Origin of the sequence: Sphingorhabdus sp., from assembly GCF_050921905.1 — a bacterium.
Classification (GTDB): Bacteria; Pseudomonadota; Alphaproteobacteria; order Sphingomonadales; family Sphingomonadaceae; genus Sphingorhabdus_B.
This window is the reverse complement of sequence record NZ_CP050888.1, coordinates 1,437,608-1,453,656: the sequence shown is the minus strand read 5'-3', so window position 1 is coordinate 1,453,656 and position 16,049 is coordinate 1,437,608. Positions and strand designations below refer to the sequence as shown.

The 16,049-nt window shown below is 56.0% G+C and carries 15 protein-coding genes; 10 read left to right on the top strand and 5 right to left on the bottom strand.

Annotated features, from left to right (window positions below):
* Window positions 1-83: 83 nt before the first annotated feature.
* From HEQ18_RS06895 to HEQ18_RS06885, 3 genes are all read left to right on the top strand, one after another.
* Window positions 84-905, top strand: a complete 822-nt coding sequence (locus HEQ18_RS06895; protein WP_432814158.1) for an IS5 family transposase — start codon at window positions 84-86, stop codon at window positions 903-905.
* Between the two features lie 131 nt (window positions 906-1,036).
* Window positions 1,037-1,327, top strand: a complete 291-nt coding sequence (locus HEQ18_RS06890) for an integration host factor subunit alpha (RefSeq protein WP_432815970.1) — start codon at window positions 1,037-1,039, stop codon at window positions 1,325-1,327.
* A 5-nt stretch (window positions 1,328-1,332) separates the two neighbouring features.
* On the top strand, window positions 1,333-1,692 hold the full coding sequence (locus tag HEQ18_RS06885) for a MerR family transcriptional regulator (RefSeq protein ID WP_432814157.1): 360 nt from the start codon (window positions 1,333-1,335) through the stop codon (window positions 1,690-1,692).
* On the opposite strand, the gene HEQ18_RS06880 is transcribed toward HEQ18_RS06885, so the two are convergent.
* Genes HEQ18_RS06880 through HEQ18_RS06870 form a run of 3 tightly spaced genes read right to left on the bottom strand, consistent with a single transcriptional unit; the run spans window position 1,689 to window position 5,484 of the window.
* Complete coding sequence (locus HEQ18_RS06880) at window positions 1,689-2,210, bottom strand: GNAT family N-acetyltransferase (protein WP_432814156.1); 522 nt, start codon at window positions 2,208-2,210, stop codon at window positions 1,689-1,691. The genes HEQ18_RS06885 and HEQ18_RS06880 overlap by 4 nt on opposite strands.
* Complete coding sequence (locus tag HEQ18_RS06875) at window positions 2,207-2,752, bottom strand: SixA phosphatase family protein (protein ID WP_432814155.1); 546 nt, start codon at window positions 2,750-2,752, stop codon at window positions 2,207-2,209. The genes HEQ18_RS06880 and HEQ18_RS06875 overlap by 4 nt, the downstream gene beginning before the upstream one ends.
* Window positions 2,749-5,484: an ATP-dependent DNA helicase gene (locus tag HEQ18_RS06870; protein WP_432814154.1), complete on the bottom strand. Its 2,736-nt coding sequence runs from the start codon at window positions 5,482-5,484 to the stop codon at window positions 2,749-2,751. Before HEQ18_RS06870 ends, HEQ18_RS06875 begins: the two co-directional genes overlap by 4 nt.
* Here HEQ18_RS06870 and HEQ18_RS06865 point away from each other — a divergent pair.
* The gene (locus tag HEQ18_RS06865) at window positions 5,483-7,087 is read left to right on the top strand and encodes a lysine--tRNA ligase (protein WP_432814153.1); all 1,605 of its coding nucleotides are present in this window, start codon (window positions 5,483-5,485) and stop codon (window positions 7,085-7,087) included. The genes HEQ18_RS06870 and HEQ18_RS06865 overlap by 2 nt on opposite strands.
* Before the next feature lie 45 nt (window positions 7,088-7,132).
* Window positions 7,133-7,654, top strand: a complete 522-nt coding sequence (locus tag HEQ18_RS06860) for a DUF1003 domain-containing protein (RefSeq protein ID WP_432814152.1) — start codon at window positions 7,133-7,135, stop codon at window positions 7,652-7,654.
* Here the strand turns inward: HEQ18_RS06860 and HEQ18_RS06855 are convergent.
* A complete protein-coding gene (locus HEQ18_RS06855; protein ID WP_432814151.1) occupies window positions 7,647-7,796 on the bottom strand; it encodes a fatty acid desaturase in 150 nt (49 codons plus the stop codon). The genes HEQ18_RS06860 and HEQ18_RS06855 overlap by 8 nt on opposite strands.
* A 60-nt stretch (window positions 7,797-7,856) precedes the next feature.
* Window positions 7,857-8,744: an alpha/beta hydrolase fold domain-containing protein gene (locus HEQ18_RS06850; protein WP_432814150.1), complete on the bottom strand. Its 888-nt coding sequence runs from the start codon at window positions 8,742-8,744 to the stop codon at window positions 7,857-7,859.
* A gap of 107 nt (window positions 8,745-8,851) precedes the next feature.
* On the opposite strand from HEQ18_RS06850, the gene HEQ18_RS06845 reads away from it, so the two are divergent.
* From HEQ18_RS06845 to HEQ18_RS06825, 5 genes are all read left to right on the top strand, one after another.
* Entirely contained in the window at window positions 8,852-11,656 is a 2,805-nt protein-coding gene (locus HEQ18_RS06845) for a TonB-dependent receptor plug domain-containing protein (RefSeq protein WP_432814149.1), read from the top strand.
* A 118-nt stretch (window positions 11,657-11,774) separates the two neighbouring features.
* A complete protein-coding gene (locus HEQ18_RS06840) occupies window positions 11,775-13,337 on the top strand; it encodes a sodium:solute symporter (protein WP_432814148.1) in 1,563 nt (520 codons plus the stop codon).
* On the top strand, window positions 13,330-14,226 hold the full coding sequence (locus HEQ18_RS06835; RefSeq protein ID WP_432814147.1) for an N-acetylmuramic acid 6-phosphate etherase: 897 nt from the start codon (window positions 13,330-13,332) through the stop codon (window positions 14,224-14,226). Before HEQ18_RS06840 ends, HEQ18_RS06835 begins: the two co-directional genes overlap by 8 nt.
* Complete coding sequence (locus HEQ18_RS06830; protein WP_432814146.1) at window positions 14,223-14,966, top strand: GntR family transcriptional regulator; 744 nt, start codon at window positions 14,223-14,225, stop codon at window positions 14,964-14,966. The genes HEQ18_RS06835 and HEQ18_RS06830 overlap by 4 nt, the downstream gene beginning before the upstream one ends.
* The gene (locus tag HEQ18_RS06825; RefSeq protein ID WP_432814145.1) at window positions 14,963-16,048 is read left to right on the top strand and encodes an acyltransferase family protein; all 1,086 of its coding nucleotides are present in this window, start codon (window positions 14,963-14,965) and stop codon (window positions 16,046-16,048) included. Before HEQ18_RS06830 ends, HEQ18_RS06825 begins: the two co-directional genes overlap by 4 nt.
* Window position 16,049: the final 1 nt, after the last annotated feature.

Genomic DNA, 16,049 nt, shown 5'->3' with positions numbered 1-16,049 from the left:
GTTGAGTAGTGTCAGCGAGTTAGCTTGACGCTTTTCCACATCATTGATTCAGCGGTTTTGCAACAACCCGAAGGATTTCAACGATGTGGACCGACACCACTCGCGCGCATCATGCACGCAACGGATTGGCTTTGCCAAGTGATTTAACTGATGAGGAGTGGGCGGTTCTGGAACCGTTTTTTCCGCTGCCGTCCTTTGTCGGCCGTCCGCGCAAATGGCCGATGCGGCGGATAGTAGAAGCGATGCTGTATCTGCTACGCGGTGGCCTGCCATGGCGGATGCTGCCGCCGGGCTTTCCACCTTCCTCGACGGTGCAGCGTTGGTTTTACGCTTGGCGCGATGATGGCACATGGCAACGGATCAACCATTATCTGATCCAGGATGCCCGGGTGGCGCAGGGTAGCGAGGCTTCACCCAGCGCCGGAGTGATTGACAGCCAGTCTGTCAAAACGACGGAAAGCGGCGGCATACGCGGCTATGACGCGGGCAAGAAAGTGAAGGGGCGCAAGCGCCATATCATCACCGATACGAACGGCTTTCTGGTACACGCCATTATTCACAGCGCCGATATACAGGACCGCGACGGCGCGCCGATCGTGCTCTCCGACATCCGTTATAGCTTCCCTTGGCTGCGCCATGTCTTTGCCGATGGCGGCTATGCCGGTGACAAGCTCAAAACCGCGCTGACCAAGATCGGCGACTGGACCATCGAAATCATAAAGCGTTCTGACCGGGCAAATGGCTTTATTGTTCTACCGCGCCGCTGGGTCGTCGAGCGAACGTTCGCATGGCTAAACCGCAACCGGCGCCTTGCCAAAGACTTCGAGCGCAGCATCGCTTCCGCAACGGCATGGCTGTTCATGGCCTCCGTCCAGTTCCTCGCTAGACGAATCGCAAAACTATGATATTAAACATGATAATTATGAGTCAGACTCTAAGTTTTTCACATTATCTCTATTTTATTCTCTATTTTACAATTCAAATTTATGTTGTATGCTATGATCTTACCATTCGATGTCAAGGTCCGGAGACGAATATGGCTGATGCAGGAACTTTAACTCGCGCTGATTTGGCCGAGATGCTTAACCGTCAAATCGGTTTGTCGCGTGCAGACGCCGCGGCGATGGTCGAATCAATTCTCGACCATATGACCAGTGCGTTACTGGACGGTGACAATGTCAAAATTTCTGGTTTTGGTACTTTTGTTCTTCGGGACAAGGCCGAGCGTATCGGGCGCAATCCCAAAACAGGCGTGGAAGTGCCAATTACGCCGCGCCGGGTGCTTACATTCCGTGCAAGCCAAGGCATGCGCCAAAAGGTAAAATAACTTTTATGCGCGAAAAATCGGCTGACGCCTTCCGTAATATTGGTGAAATGGCCGAGGCGTTGGGCGTTCGCACGCATATATTGCGGTATTGGGAAGAACAGTTCCCCATGCTGCGGCCACTGACGCGTGCGGGTGGCCGACGGTTGTATCGGCCCGAAGATGTCGTCCTGCTGCACACTATCCATCGCTTATTGTATGCAGAAGGCTATACCGTAAAGGGCGCGCGTCGTTTTCTGACGGAAGGCGGGGCACTGGATGCGCGGCCTCATGCACCTGCGCCCGAGCAATCGTCGGTTGCAGCGTTCGACTTTGGTGCTTTGCAGGCGGTGCGCGACCGGCTGGCGTCCGCTTTGGCCGCAGCTTAAGCCATATTCCGCGCGTAGACCAAATCGCGAAAGGGCACTTTGCCCACCATGAAGACCGTTTCGCCAATCGCCACAAAGCCAGCCCGTTCGTAAAAGCCGATGGCGCGCACATTTTTTTCGTAGACGGACAGCAACATGCGTCTTGCCCCGCGTTTTTCGGCCACCGCGAACACCAGATCTAACAGGTCTTTGCCATTACCACCGCCCTGCCACGGCCCCAGCATATAAATACGCTTTAACTCGATATCGCTGTCTTGCTGCACCGCAGGATGGGCCGCAGGTGTGACCATGGCATAGCCGACAGGCGCGCCAAGCGGGGTTTCGCCAAGCACGATATCGGTTGCCGGATCGCGAAGTGCCGCGGCGTAATATGCGGTGCTATGTTCTTGCCGCAGATGTTCCATCATTGGTTGGCCGGGATGGTCAAAAGCGAAGGTGGCCATGAACGTTGCCGCGCCAAGAAAGCTCAGCGCTTCGGCATCACGCACATCGGCCTTGCGCCAGATGATGGGCGTCATTCAGTCTCGGGTCCGAGCTCTGGGTCAAGATCGCGAGGCCGGATGAAGTGCGTCAATTGCCCGCATTTGCGATCCACATCGGCCCAGCGCGCGACGTTCAATTCCATTCGCGCAATCGCGGCGGTCGGATATTTCTCCCAAACCAAATCGCGCAAAGGCGATGTGCCGTCGTCGGGGCAGATGTCGAACACAAGATCCTCTAGCCCCGGATTATGCCCGACCATCAACAGGTTTTTATGTGCATCGGCTTGATCGCGCAGCACGTCCATCAACGTCGCAGAGGACGCCAGATAAATCCGGCGGTCCCAATTGGGCTCGATCCGACCACCAGTGCCCTTCACAAAATGATCAATCGTTTCGATCACGCGCACCGCGGGGCTTGCGACGACATGGTCAAAGGTAAATCCATTGCGTTTTACCCAGATGCCCATGATAAGCGCCGCTTTTTCCCCGCGTTTATTGAGCGGACGGTCAAAATCGCGTGGAACGGCGTCATCCCAACTCGATTTGGCATGGCGGAACAAGGTAAGGGTGAAGGTCAAATCGGGTTGCTCGCTTCCAACATGTTTGCAGCGTCCTGCCGCAAATTTGTGTCAGACGAAAGACCTGATTTAACGGAATTTACCGCCTCTTCCAGCGTCACCCGGCGGATGGGCGTGCCCGATGGAAATGCCGACAAAAGGCGGCTTGGCACCGCCGATGACAGCAACACAAAATGCCCTTTGTCGCCGGCACTCCGGATCAGGCGGCCAAAGGCCTGCGCCATTTTTGCACGGATGATGCGGTCGTCATATTCCATGCCGCCATGTTTCAAACGCCGCGCGCGGTGCAAGATGTCGGGGCGGGGCCAAGGGATTTGCTCCATGATGACTAGCCGCAGCGAATGGCCGGGCACGTCCACCCCGTCGCGCAAAGCGTCGGTGCCAAGCAAGCTTGCATGCGGGTCATCGCGGAATATGTCGACAAGTGTGCCGGTATCAATGGGGTCCACATGTTGCGCATACAGCGGCAGCCCGTCGCGTGCCAAGCGGTCGGCGATGCGCGCATAGGTGGATCGCAACCGCCGTATCGCGGTGAACAGGCCCAGAACGCCGCCGCCTGACGCGGTAATCAACGCGGCATACGCACCCGCCAAGGCGGCAGCATCGCCCTTTTTAATATCGGTGACGATCAGCACTTCGGCCTGCGCTTTATAGTCAAACGGGCTGATCGCCGAAAAATGCGTCGCTGGCTTATCCAGATGACTTGCCCCGGTCCGCGCCTCGGCATTTTGCCAGTCGCCACCGCTGCGTAAGGTTGCTGAGGTGGCCAGCACGCCATGGCTCGGCTTCAGCAAGACCTCCGCCACCGGCTTCATTGGGTCGAGCCAACGGCGGTGCATGCCAATGTCCATTTCGCGGCCTTCGAACCGGTCAATCGCCAGCCAGTCGATATATTCGGGGTCAACGGGGCCGACGGCGCGCGCCAACATCGATATCCAAGCGCGCAATGTGTCGATGCGCCAGCTTAGGCTTGCCATTGCCCCCTCGACACGCGCGCGGGCGCTGCCATCGAGCCAATCGGGCGGGTCGGCTATCATCGCCTCTAAACGTTGCCCAAGCACCGTCAGCGGCCTTGCCAGCGCCTCCAGCGCGATGGCGGCATCGGCGGCGGCGTCTATGACTTTTGGGTCTGGATCGGCAAGCTCGGTCTCCAGACCATAGCCACTTTCGGTTGCATTGGTTTCGTCGCGGGCGAACACCATCGTCCGGACGGCGGACAGCAATCGTTCAATTGGTCCCGATGGCGTGCCTTCGGCCAAACGCGCCAACCATCCGTCGCCGGGCAAAGCCTCAGCCGCGACGCGCGCCATTTCAATGGCAAGGCCACCTTCTTCATCATAAGACGCGACATCGGCAAGCCGCGCAGAAAGCCCGCGCCGTCGCCCGCGTGCCTTGCCTTCGGGACCAATGACCCAGCGGCGCAACTCAATCGTTTCTTGCCCCGTCAGCGCGGCGGCAAACATCGAATCGGCGGCATCAAACAGATGATGACCTTCATCAAAAATGATCCGGCTTGGCCGGTTTTGTTCATCTCGCCCGCGCGCGGCGTTGACCATCATCAAAGCATGATTGGCGATGACGATTTCGGCCTGCACCGATGAACGTGCGGCACGTTCGATGAAGCATTTTTTATAATGCGGGCATCCGGCATAAATACATTCGCCGCGCCGGTCGGTCAGCGCGGTTGATCCATTGCGCCGGAACAAGGTCGGCAACCATCCGGGTAAATCGCCCCCGATCATGTCGCCATCATGCGAATAGGCCGCCCATCGCGCCACCAGATGCGCAAGGGTCGCCGCGCGCCCAGCAAAGCCGCCTTGCAAGGCATCCTCCAGGTTCAAAAGGCATAGGTAATTTTCGCGACCCTTGCGGACGACAACCTTGGACTTGAACGTTTCATGGTCGGGATACATGCGCTTTGCCTCGCGCACCAATTGCCGTTGCAACGCCTTGGTAAAAGTGGAAATCCACACCGTGCCGTCGGCGGCGGTCGCCCACAGGCTGGCAGGTGCCAAATATCCAAGCGTCTTGCCAATACCTGTGCCGGCCTCCGCCAGTACCATATGCGGTTCGCCCTTGCGCGTGCGCGGTGCGAAAATGGCCGCTGCGGCTTGGGCAAAATCGCGCTGCCCTTGCCGTGTTTCCGCAGAGCCGCCGACCAAAGATGCCAAGCGTTCTTGCACAGCTTCCGCCTGCAACGTCACCACGCGCGGCGGGGTGCGCGGCGCGGCCTCCTCCCATTCGGGCAGGCGGCTGAACAGCCACCGTTCCGATCGCTCGGGCTTTTTGAGTTGCGCCAGCACCAGATTGGCCCATGGCCAGCGCAGCCGCATCAGTGCTTGGGCCGAATCCCACGCGCCTTCACGTTCGGCCCAAGCAGGATCGCCAAGCACCGACAGCAAATTATGCGCGGCGCGCAGCAAGAATAAAGGAACATCTTGATCGGTCGCAGGGGCGGGTAAGTTCAGCATCTTTGCCAACCCCTTGGGCGTTGGAACGGCAAAGCGCGCGGGGTAGACAAAGGCATATAGCTCCAGAAGGTCAAGCCCCGACAAATCGGGATAGCCAAGCCTTTGTGCCACCAAAGGCGCATTCAGCATGACCATCGGCGTTTCCGCCGCCCGGCCCGCCGCTTCACCCTTGCCAATTGTTTGCACATGTCCGCCATTGCTGCCCATCCAAATACCGGCATGGCTTGCGTGGAGCGCAGGAAAGGCTAGTGGAGTTTCCATGCGCCCTGTTGGGCTATTTGGAACGAAAGAGCAACATGTGACTGACCTTCGCGACATAGCATTGGCATCAAAAGCCTGGCCTTATGAAGAGGCGCGGCGTTTGTTGAAACGCTATCCCCATGGCAAGCCCGATGGTCAGGCGATTATTTTTGAATGTGGCTATGGCCCATCGGGTCTGCCCCATATCGGCACCTTTAACGAAGTGCTGCGCACGACGATGGTGCGCAATGCGTTCCGGACCTTGTCCGACGCGCCCACGCGGCTCATCGAATTTTCGGACGATATGGATGGCCTGCGCAAGGTGCCAGACAATGTGCCGAATCAGGCGATGCTCACCGAACATTTGGGCAAGCCTTTGTCGCGCATCCCTGATCCGTTTGAAAAGTTTGAGAGCTTTGCCGCGCATAACAATGCGATGCTGCGTGATTTCCTCGACCAGTTCGGTTTTGAATATGAATTTATCTCGTCATCGTCGCAATATGAAAGCGGCGCGTTTGACGATGCCCTGAAAAATGTGCTGCGCAACTATCAGGGCATATTGGACATCATGCTGCCCACGTTGCGCAAGGAACGCGCCGCGACCTATTCGCCGATACTGCCGATCAGCGAGAAGACGGGCGTCGTGCTTCAGGTGCCGGTTGAGGTTGTCGATGCCGAGGCTGGCCTTGTTCGTTTTGATGACAATGGCGATATGGTCACGCAATCGGTCTTGGGCGGCAAGGCAAAGCTGCAATGGAAGGTCGATTGGGCGATGCGTTGGGTCGCGTTGGGCGTCGATTATGAAATGTATGGCAAGGATTTGACCGACAGCGGCGTGCAATCGGGCAAGATCGCGCGCGTGCTTGGCGGGCGTCCGCCCGAAAGCCTGATTTACGAAATGTTCCTCGATGAAAAAGGCGAGAAGATTTCCAAGTCCAAGGGCAATGGCCTCGCGCTTGAGGATTGGTTGAAATATGGCACCGAAAACAGCGTTGCCTTTTACGCCTTTCGCGAACCCAAAAGCGCCAAGCAACTGCATTTGGGCGTCGTGCCCAAGGCCGTGGACGAATATTTCCAGTTCCGCGCGCAATGGCATGAACAACCGATTGAAAAGCGGCTGGGCAACCCTGTACACCATGTCCACAATGGCCAAGTACCCAGCGGACAGCCACCGGTGACGTTCGGCCTGTTGCTGAACCTTGTCGGCGTGATGGGTGCAGGTGCCACCGAGGCGCAGGTTTGGGCCTATCTTGGCAATTATGCCGATAATGTCTCGCCCGAAAACGCGCCCGAACTGGCCGAGTTGATCCCTATTGCGCTTGCCTATAACCGCGATTTCGTTGCGCCGACCTTGCACAAGCGCAAGCCCGAAGGCTTTGAGATTGCCGCCTTGCAAACGCTCGATGCGCAACTGGCGGAATTGCCTGCGGATGCCAGCGCCGAGGATATTCAGAACATCGTCTATGCCATCGGCAAAGAGGGTGGATTTGAAAATCTGCGCGACTGGTTCAAGGCCTTGTATGAAACTTTATTGGGGTCCAGCGCCGGTCCACGCATGGGCAGCTTCATCGCTTTATATGGCGTGGCCAATAGCCGCCAGCTCATCGCAGAGGCGCTTGCGTAGCTAAGCGCGAGCGCCGTCCGTTTGGAACATTGCAGGAGTATTGACATGAAAGAGGTGCCTTCGGTCGAAAAACTGGCGATTGACCTGCTTGGAAAGTCGCTGGACCAGTTGGAGGCCGAAGAGGCCAAGGTGCTGCACCATATTCACCATGTGCAGCGCACCAGCCGCGACGTTGGCGATATTGTCGACGAACAGGCGACTTTTGGTCAGCGCCTATCCGACAAGGTCGCGGCGGTTGGCGGATCATGGAAATTCATCATGGTCTTTGCCGCTGTATTGCTTGGCTGGATGCTTTTGAACTCGCAGATATTGGGCAAATTGGGCACGCCCTTTGACCCCTATCCGTTCATCTTTTTGAACCTGATGCTGTCAACGCTTGCGGCGATTCAAGCGCCCATCATCATGATGAGCCAAAATCGCCAGTCGGCCAAAGACCGCATTGCCGCCGCGCATGATTATGAAGTCAATTTGCGCGCCGAGCTAGAAATCCTGCGCTTGCATGCAAAAATCGACGCGCTTCTGGAAATCATCGAACGCGAAAGCGCCCGTGCGGCCTCGGTCAGTTGACGGCCTGCGCCAGAACGTCGCGATAATTGGGCGATAGGGTCATCTTCGGATGATAGCCGCCCGTTCCGAGCAGGCGATGGGTCGCCGCCAGATGGTAGCAGGGCACACCCATGAACAGATGATGCTCGTTGTGATAACTCACCCAATAAGGGCGACCGTAAAGCGGGCGATAAGGCCGGCATAAGTGGTCCGCGCAAATGCGTTACGTCACCGCCGGTGCGACAAAATTGGCCATTTTTGCCTGCGCCTTGCGCGACTCACGGAAGCTGAAAATCGGCCAATCGTGCAGCATCCCCGCATGCTCGATAAGCTCCACCGACGGCAGCTTAGCCTTTAATGCCCGCGAGTCAGTAACCAATATGTCGTCGCCGCCGGCAAAGGCCAGGATCGGCGGTAATCCGTCCCAATTGCCAAAAATCGGGCTGCATCTTGGGTCATCGCGGGGTAAATCGCCCGCATAAAGCATGCCGCCTGCGGAAATACCGCTGATGGTCAGGATGCCGTCGCGTGGTTCCGTCTTCAACTGGTCGGGATGCGCCGGGTCAAGGTTGAGCCATGGGCAAATGAGCAACAGACTGGCAGGCAAAGTTTGGCCCCTATCGCGCGCCATGTGCGCCAAAGCAGCGGTCAGTCCGCCACCTGCAGAGTCGCCGCCCATGACAAACGGTTTTTCGCCCATCTCCGTCAGATAGCCTGTATAATAGTCCATGGCCCAATTGGTGATATGGGCGGCCGTATTTTCGGGCGCGAGCGGATAGAGCGGCGCGGTGATGGACCAGCCATGTTGCGCCGCCATGCGCGACAGAAATTTCCAATGGATGTCGGTTGCCGGATAGACATAGCCGCCGCCATGCCAGAACAGGATATGCACCGACGGCGCACGGCCCTTGGGCGCAAGGTGCCAGACAGGACGGCCCTGAAACTCGCTTTGCCGAATATCGACGTCGGCATGCGTTTTGGGCGATGGCAACGGCCCGGAACGGACCTTTGCAATATTCTTTTCAAATTGCGGCCCACCAGAAAACATCCGGCGATAATAGCCCGTGGTGCGCAGCGCAAAACCAGCAAAGCTGGCGGCAAAACTTGGCATAAATAACTCTCCCCCTGACAGGCGAGCTATAGCAACGTGCCACACCAATCAAGCAGCTAAGTGGTCCTGGCCCTCGGGTCCTGGCCCTAGTTTACATTGGTATTAAAATGGTATTGCATAAATTAGACAAGCCGGTTAACTCCTTGCAGCTTTGCCGAAAAGCACAATGGGAAGGGAGATTGGCAATGAGAAGAAAAACATCAAAAATACTCTATGGGAGTTGCGCGTTTCTTGGATTGGTCGCGTCGACCATTTCAACGAGTGCAATCGCGCAGGATGCGGTGTCCGCTGAAGAAGCGGATGACGGAATCGTTGTTACAGGAACGAGGATCAAGAGTGCGGGCCTTTCTTCAACGAGCCCGATCAGCACGCTTGATGGCGAGCAGATCCAACTGCAGCGCGCCGTCACAATCGAAGATATTTCGGTCAAGGTTCCGCAACTTGCTGGCGGTGTGAACTCGACATCGGTCGGCAGCGACGCTTTTGGCGCACAAACTCTCGATCTGCGCAATCTGGGGCAGAATCGGACGTTGGTTCTGATCAACGGAACACGCGCACTGCCATTCAGCTTCCGCAACGCGGTTGACGTGAACTCCATACCCGCGCCGCTTCTGGAACGCGTCGATGTTCTCACAGGTGGTGCAGCAGCGGTCTATGGCGCCGATGCAGTTGCAGGCGTGGTGAACTTCATAATCAATGACGATTTCGAAGGGTTACAGGCAAACATCAACTATCGTGCCGTTGCTGGCGGTGCTTCTCAAAAAAGTGCGCATTTGATGGGCGGCATGAACCTGGGCGATCGCGGGAGCATCGTCGGTTATGTCGAATATACGGATCGTGACCCTCTGCTTGCGGGTAAGCGTAGCTTTGCCAGAAACGGGGCGGCGACGCTTCCGATCGGAGGCAACTTCACCGATGTAGTCAGCGGACGTACATTTTCATATGACGCAAATGGTGCATTTACACTGACGCCCCAGACCACCGACTATACGCCGCTATTCCTGCTTTCGCAGCCGCTCCGGCGTATCAATGCTAACGCATTCTTCAAATATGAGCTTTTCGAGGGCGTCGAAACTTACGGCCGGGTCATGTATTCGACAGTCAAAACCCAAGGTGGCACACGTTCGGGGCAGAACCCACCCACGACAGGAGCAGCGGGTGTTAACGTACAAATAGCGCAGACCAATCCGTTCCTCGACCCGCAGGCGCGCGCGCAACTGACTTTTGTGAATGGTTTTGCCAACGTCAACGTCCGCCGTTCTCTCGGCGAATTGGGGGCGACCTTTGCAGAAAACAAACGGGATAATATTCAGGCCCAGATCGGATTGCGAGGCGAGATCACGCCAGCAATTAGCTGGGATGCATATTATCAATATGGACGTTCGAAAGAGTCTATAACGGTCAAGGGTGACGGCCTTAAAGCCAGCTTTGCCGGCCTTGTGAACACAACCGACATCTTCGGTCCCGGCGGTAATTTTACCAGCGTACTGCAAGATTTTGATTTTGGCGACCGCGAGCGTACCCAGCAGGTAGCCTCGGCCTATATTGCTGGCGACACCAGCGATTTCTTCAACGGCTGGGCAGGGCCGGTCGGGTTTACAGCGGGCTATGAGTTCCGCAAGGAAACCGGACGCTTCGCTTATGGCAGCAATCTTGGCACATCGTTTAACCAGGGTGCGGAATCGGCTCCACCGATTCCGCCGTTCATCCAGGTCAACGAGTTGTTCGGCGAACTGGTCGTACCGTTGTTGTCGGATGTACCTTTGATCAAGCAGCTTAATGTCGAAGGAGCGTATCGCCGATCATGGTATGAAAAATCCGTCGGACCCGACCGTAGTTACGATACCAACAAGGTCGGTATTAACTGGACGGTCAGTGACGATCTGCGGTTTCGCGCAACGCGCCAAACCGTTATCCGCGATGCGAATATCGGCGAGTTTGCCAATCCGGTATTCTCGATACCGTTTGCAAACCTTAGGACAGTGGCGCGCCTCTTTCCTCGTTACGCGGGCGACCCCTGTGTCGGTGCCACAAACGCCGCGACGGTCACCCAGTGCACGGCCCAAGGTTATAAAGCCGCTTATGATTCCAACAATCCGGCCAATTTGACCGGCGGATATTTCTTCGGCGGCAACGCCAATATCCAGGCGGAGCGCGGCAAGACGTATACAATCGGCGGCGTGCTAACGCCTAGCTTCATTCCGGGCCTCAACCTCTCAGTTGACTATTACAAGATTAGCATTCGTGACGCCGTGGGCCAGATCCAGCCGATCGATGCTATCACAAGTTGTTACGTAACTGACCCCAGCGCGGACAATCCGCTATGTGCGGCAGTGACACGCGATCCCGTTACCGGATTTATCAAGAATGCATTTGTCGACGACCGCAATCTGGCTTCGATCAAGCAAGAGGGGATCGATGTCGATCTGAAATATGGCTTCGATGTTCCCTTTGGTTTGCCGGGAGACAGATGGAGCTTTGGTTATCAGGGAAGCTTCGTAACCGACTACACGATCCAGCGTAATGCGGTCCTGACCCCTGTAGACTGCAAAGGCAGTTACGGATCGCGGTGCTCCTCCGATCTCGTAACGCTTGTCGTTCCCGATTACCGTCATCGTGCGACCTTTACCTGGGACAGTGAGCCCCTCACCGTGCAATTCGGCTGGAAGCGGATCGGTTCTGTCAAAGACAGCACAGCAGGCAGTGTAGGCAAGATCGATGCATTCAACTATTTCGATCTGAACATCGCCCTACGCCCGCCGATCAAAGGCTTGTCGCTGACGTTCGGCATCGACAATATTTTTGATAAGAAACCGCCCCTTGCGGTCAATCCGGGAGCGTTCAATACTTTCCCCGACACATATGACGTGCTTGGCAGAACGTTCGGCTTTTCGCTTACGATCCGCAGATAAGCGCGTGAAGGGGGGCAGCATTTCGATGCTGTCCCTCTACGGTTCTGCCAAAAACACTATTCATCATGACATTCGCCTTGCGGGCATTTAGGCTGCGGAAAATGGGGAGATTTGGCGGATGACGCCACTGCAGTTCACCGCACTGGATTGGACCATATTGGCTGGTTATGTCGGCATACTTGCTGCGGCGGGATATTTTTCCACCAAACGCAATATGCAGAATGCTGACGATTATTTCCTCGCAAGTCATCATGCGCCGACTTGGCTTGTGGCGGTGTCCGTGCTGTCAACCGTCCAGTCTGCAGCCACCTTCCTTGGCGTGCCTGACAATAGTTTTCGTGGAAATTATACTTATCTGACCAGCACCATCGGCGCTTTGCTTGCCGCCTGGTTTGTCGCAAAAATCTTAATACCCAGATTTTATGCCATTGGGGCTACGACCGTCTACGAACTCCTTGAGCAGCGCTTTGATGTCACCGCGCGTCGGGCCGCAGGCGCCATGTATCTTTTGGGCCGTGTTTTCGCGAGTGGTGCCAGACTGTATCTGGCGGCGATCGCGGTCTCGATGATCATGTTTCTTGACGTCGAGCCGCAGCATATCGTCATCGCATCATTCACGCTGCTCATATTCGGATTGGCCTTTACCTTCATGGGTGGATTAAACTCCGTAATATGGAGCGATCTGGTGCAGGTGGTGCTGTATGTCGGCGCTGCCATCATGGTTTTGATCTTTTTGCTGGTCAAAATACCGGTTCCATTGCCGGAAATTGTGAGCAGCCTGACCCTATCGCCATCCGGAGACAAGACGCAGATAATCGACTGGTCTTTCAACTTTACAGCGCCCTTTTCGATTTTTGCAGCTGTTACCGGGCTCGTTCTGTTGAATATCGGCAATTCGGGTCTCGACCAGGACACCACGCAACGCTTACTCGCCTGCGACAGTGCCAAGCATGGCAGCCGGGCGCTGTATGCATCGGTATGGGCCTCCATTCCTGTCATCCTGCTGTTCCTCGTCATCGGCTCCTTGCTACATATATTTTACGAGCGGCCCGATTTGATGGGATCGAACGGAAGTGAAGTAATCCAGACTTTCCAAGGCGAAAAAATAACGGTCTTCATGCATTTCATATTGAGCGAGATTCCGCCTGGACTTCGCGGTCTTGTGACGGTGGGCGTTATCGCTGCCGCTGCCATAAATTCGGGATTGATCTCGATGGCGGCGGTATTGATCAATGATTTCTATCGGCCATGGAAAGAGTGTCGCGGTGAGCATCGCGAAAGACATTTCATTCTCGCAGGGCGCGTGACAACAGTTTTGTTGGGTCTGGCGCTGTTTGCAATGTCAATCCTGTGCTATTATTGGCAGCGCTACAGTAGTCTGCCGTTGCTGGAATTTGTACTGGGTGTTATGGCGTTCGCCTATTCGGGATTGCTTGGGGTTTATTTTACCGCGATCTTTACCAGCCGCGGATCGTCGACTTCAGTGATTGCAGCGCTGATAGCAGGCTTTGTGACCATTCTCGCTTTTCAGGGATATGTCGTTGACAATTTGGGCCTACCGCAAGTCATGAAAACTATAGCGTTCCCGTGGCAGCTCTGCCTTGGAACTGTTGTTGCAACCGCTGTCTGCCTTATCGGCTCGCAATCGAAATCCGTTACAAAGAGTATCGAACATGCCTAATACCGAGAGCCTCAACCCGCGATTTTCGGATATCGACAGTTGGCCGACAATCGAGGCCGTTGAAGCTATGCTTGAGGGTCAAATGTCGGCCATCGCCTCGATTAAAAGCCAGACACAGCAGATATCTGAGGCTGCCGAAGCTGCCGCCGCGCGCCTGCAGAACGGCGGAAGGCTTGTATATGTCGGCGCAGGAACCTCGGGGCGGGTTGCGGTTCAGGACGGTGTGGAACTTGGCCCGACCTTCGGCTGGCCGAGCGAGCGCCTCCTATATTTGATGGCAGGCGGCATCGATGCGCTCGTCCACAGCGCAGAAGGCGCGGAAGACGATGCGGATGATGCAAGGTCACGGGTTAGGGAATCCGGGGTCAGCGCTGACGATGTCGTAATCGGGGTCGCGGCCAGTGGCAGAACACCCTTTACGATAGCGGCGCTGAATGCAGCAAATGACGCAGGTGCACTGACCATTGCGATAGTCAATAATGCGGGGACAAACCTTCTTCGCGCAGCACAATATGGTTTGCTGGCGGCGACCGGCAGCGAGGCCATCGCCGGATCGACCCGGATGAAAGCTGGAACCGCCCAAAAGGCTATTCTCAATCTATTGTCTACAGCCATCATGCTTCGGCTTGGCCGCGTGTATCGCGGCCTGATGGTGGATATGGTCATTTCCAATGATAAGCTTCTCAACAGGGCGTTCGGCATCGTTAGGGCCTTGAGCAATTGCAGCGAAGCTGTCGCGATGGAAGCCGTAGGTCTTGCCCAAAACGATATAAAAGCTGCGGTGCTGATTGCCCTTGGGAAAGACCCGGCTGCTGCTGCTCAGTTACTGCGCGAACATAATGGCATATTGCGCGACGCGGTAGAGACATTGGACAGGAGCCCATCGTGAAGCCGAGCATTGCGCATACCAGCGAACATCGCAATTCGCCCATCTACATGCAGCTTGCCCATCGCTTGCGGCAGCAGATCGAGGATGGCGACATCAGCGCGGGTGAAGCGCTTCCCTCCGAGCGCGACCTTTGCAAGATCATCGGCGCGTCAAGAGTGACCGTGCGTAAGGCAATCGAACTGCTGATCGAAGACGGTCTACTGTCGAGACGTCAGGGCTCAGGAACATATGTAACGCCCCGGATTCAGGCTCCCGGTTCCTTTCTGAGCAGTTTCAGCGAAGATGCTGAAGCACGCGGAGAGGCAACCGGCACGATCTGGATGATGAAAGTCATCGCTGTTGCGTCCGAAGAAGAAGCGCGGATTCTCGAGTTACCGAACGGAGCTGATGTGGCTCGGCTCAGCCGCGTTCGAATGGCTGGCGGAGAACCGCTGGCAATAGAGAATGCGGTTGTACCTGCGGAAATGCTGCCTGATATGGCGCATCTGGGAAATTCGCTTTATCAGGCACTCGACCAGCACGGTAACCGGCCCATAATTGGGCAGCAGAAAATCCGGGCTGCACTGGCGGGGCCAACGGAGGCGAGTTTGCTCTCCATCCCTGAAAATACAGAAATATTACGCATCGAGCGAATTACCCGACGGGCAGATGGGCGTCCGGTCGAACTTACCCGTTCTGCCTATCGCGGCGAACGATATGAGTTTGTGAGCGAACTGCGCGGGCCATTTGCAATATTGTGAGCAATTCCGTTTCTGGTCGCGATCCATCGCTGGACAGCTTTCGTGGGCTGGACGTGCTTTTGATGATATTGGTGAACGTTCAGGGTAATGGAAACGCCGCATTTGCGACGCTCAGGCACGCCGAATGGAACGGCCTGACATTTGCCGATCTTGTTTTTCCGATATTCCTTTTGATCGTTGGACTATCTGCCCCGCTGGCGCTGGATAAGGCGGGTTACACTGTCAGCTGGACAGCCATTTGCAGGAGAGTATTTCTGCTTTTTATTATCGGCGTTGCTTTGAGCTGGCTGATTAGGCCGACACTCGACCCTGACATGATCCGCTGGAGCGGCGTATTGCAGCGTATTGGAATCGTTTATCTGGTCTGCGCGGCGGTGATATTCATCAGGCGCAGCGCAGTTCTGCCCATGCTTATCGCCGTAATGCTGCTTGTTGTTCATTCGTGGATGCTGCTGAAGGTAGGAACGCCAGATGGAGCGCCGCCAAGCATGGAGCCAGGCAAGGGGATAAGCGGCTGGCTAGATCAGAACCTTATTCCTGGCCGGGTCTTGCAAAAAACCTGGGAGCCCGAAGGTGTCTTGTCGACGATGGCTGCTGCGGCCAATGGATTGATCGGCGTCGGCATCATGCGATGGGTCAAAGGGAATGAGGTCAGCCATGCGCGCCTGGCGCTGGCAGGCCTGATCATTTTGGCTGCAGGATTGGCATTGACCCCTATTTTGCCATTGAACAAGAATCTGTGGACGGCCAGTTTCGCACTTGCGACTTGCGGTATCGGGATAATATTCTGGGTATCGCTTAAATCGATTTGGTCTATCCTCGGCGGGAACAAGATTGCCCTGTGGACCGTAAGTCTGGGCCAGGCAGCGCTGACACTCTACGTCGTTCACATTTTGTTGATCGCGATCATTGTCCGCAAATTACCGAACGGTGAAACGATATGGGATGCAACCTATCAAGAGCTTTCAAACGTCGGATTGCCAGCACCGGTTACATCCCTGCTCTATGCCTTGATTGCAGCAGCGATTTCCTGTGCCGTCCTTCCTTGGCTGAAGCGGCGTGGATGGATGCTCAAAGTCTAGG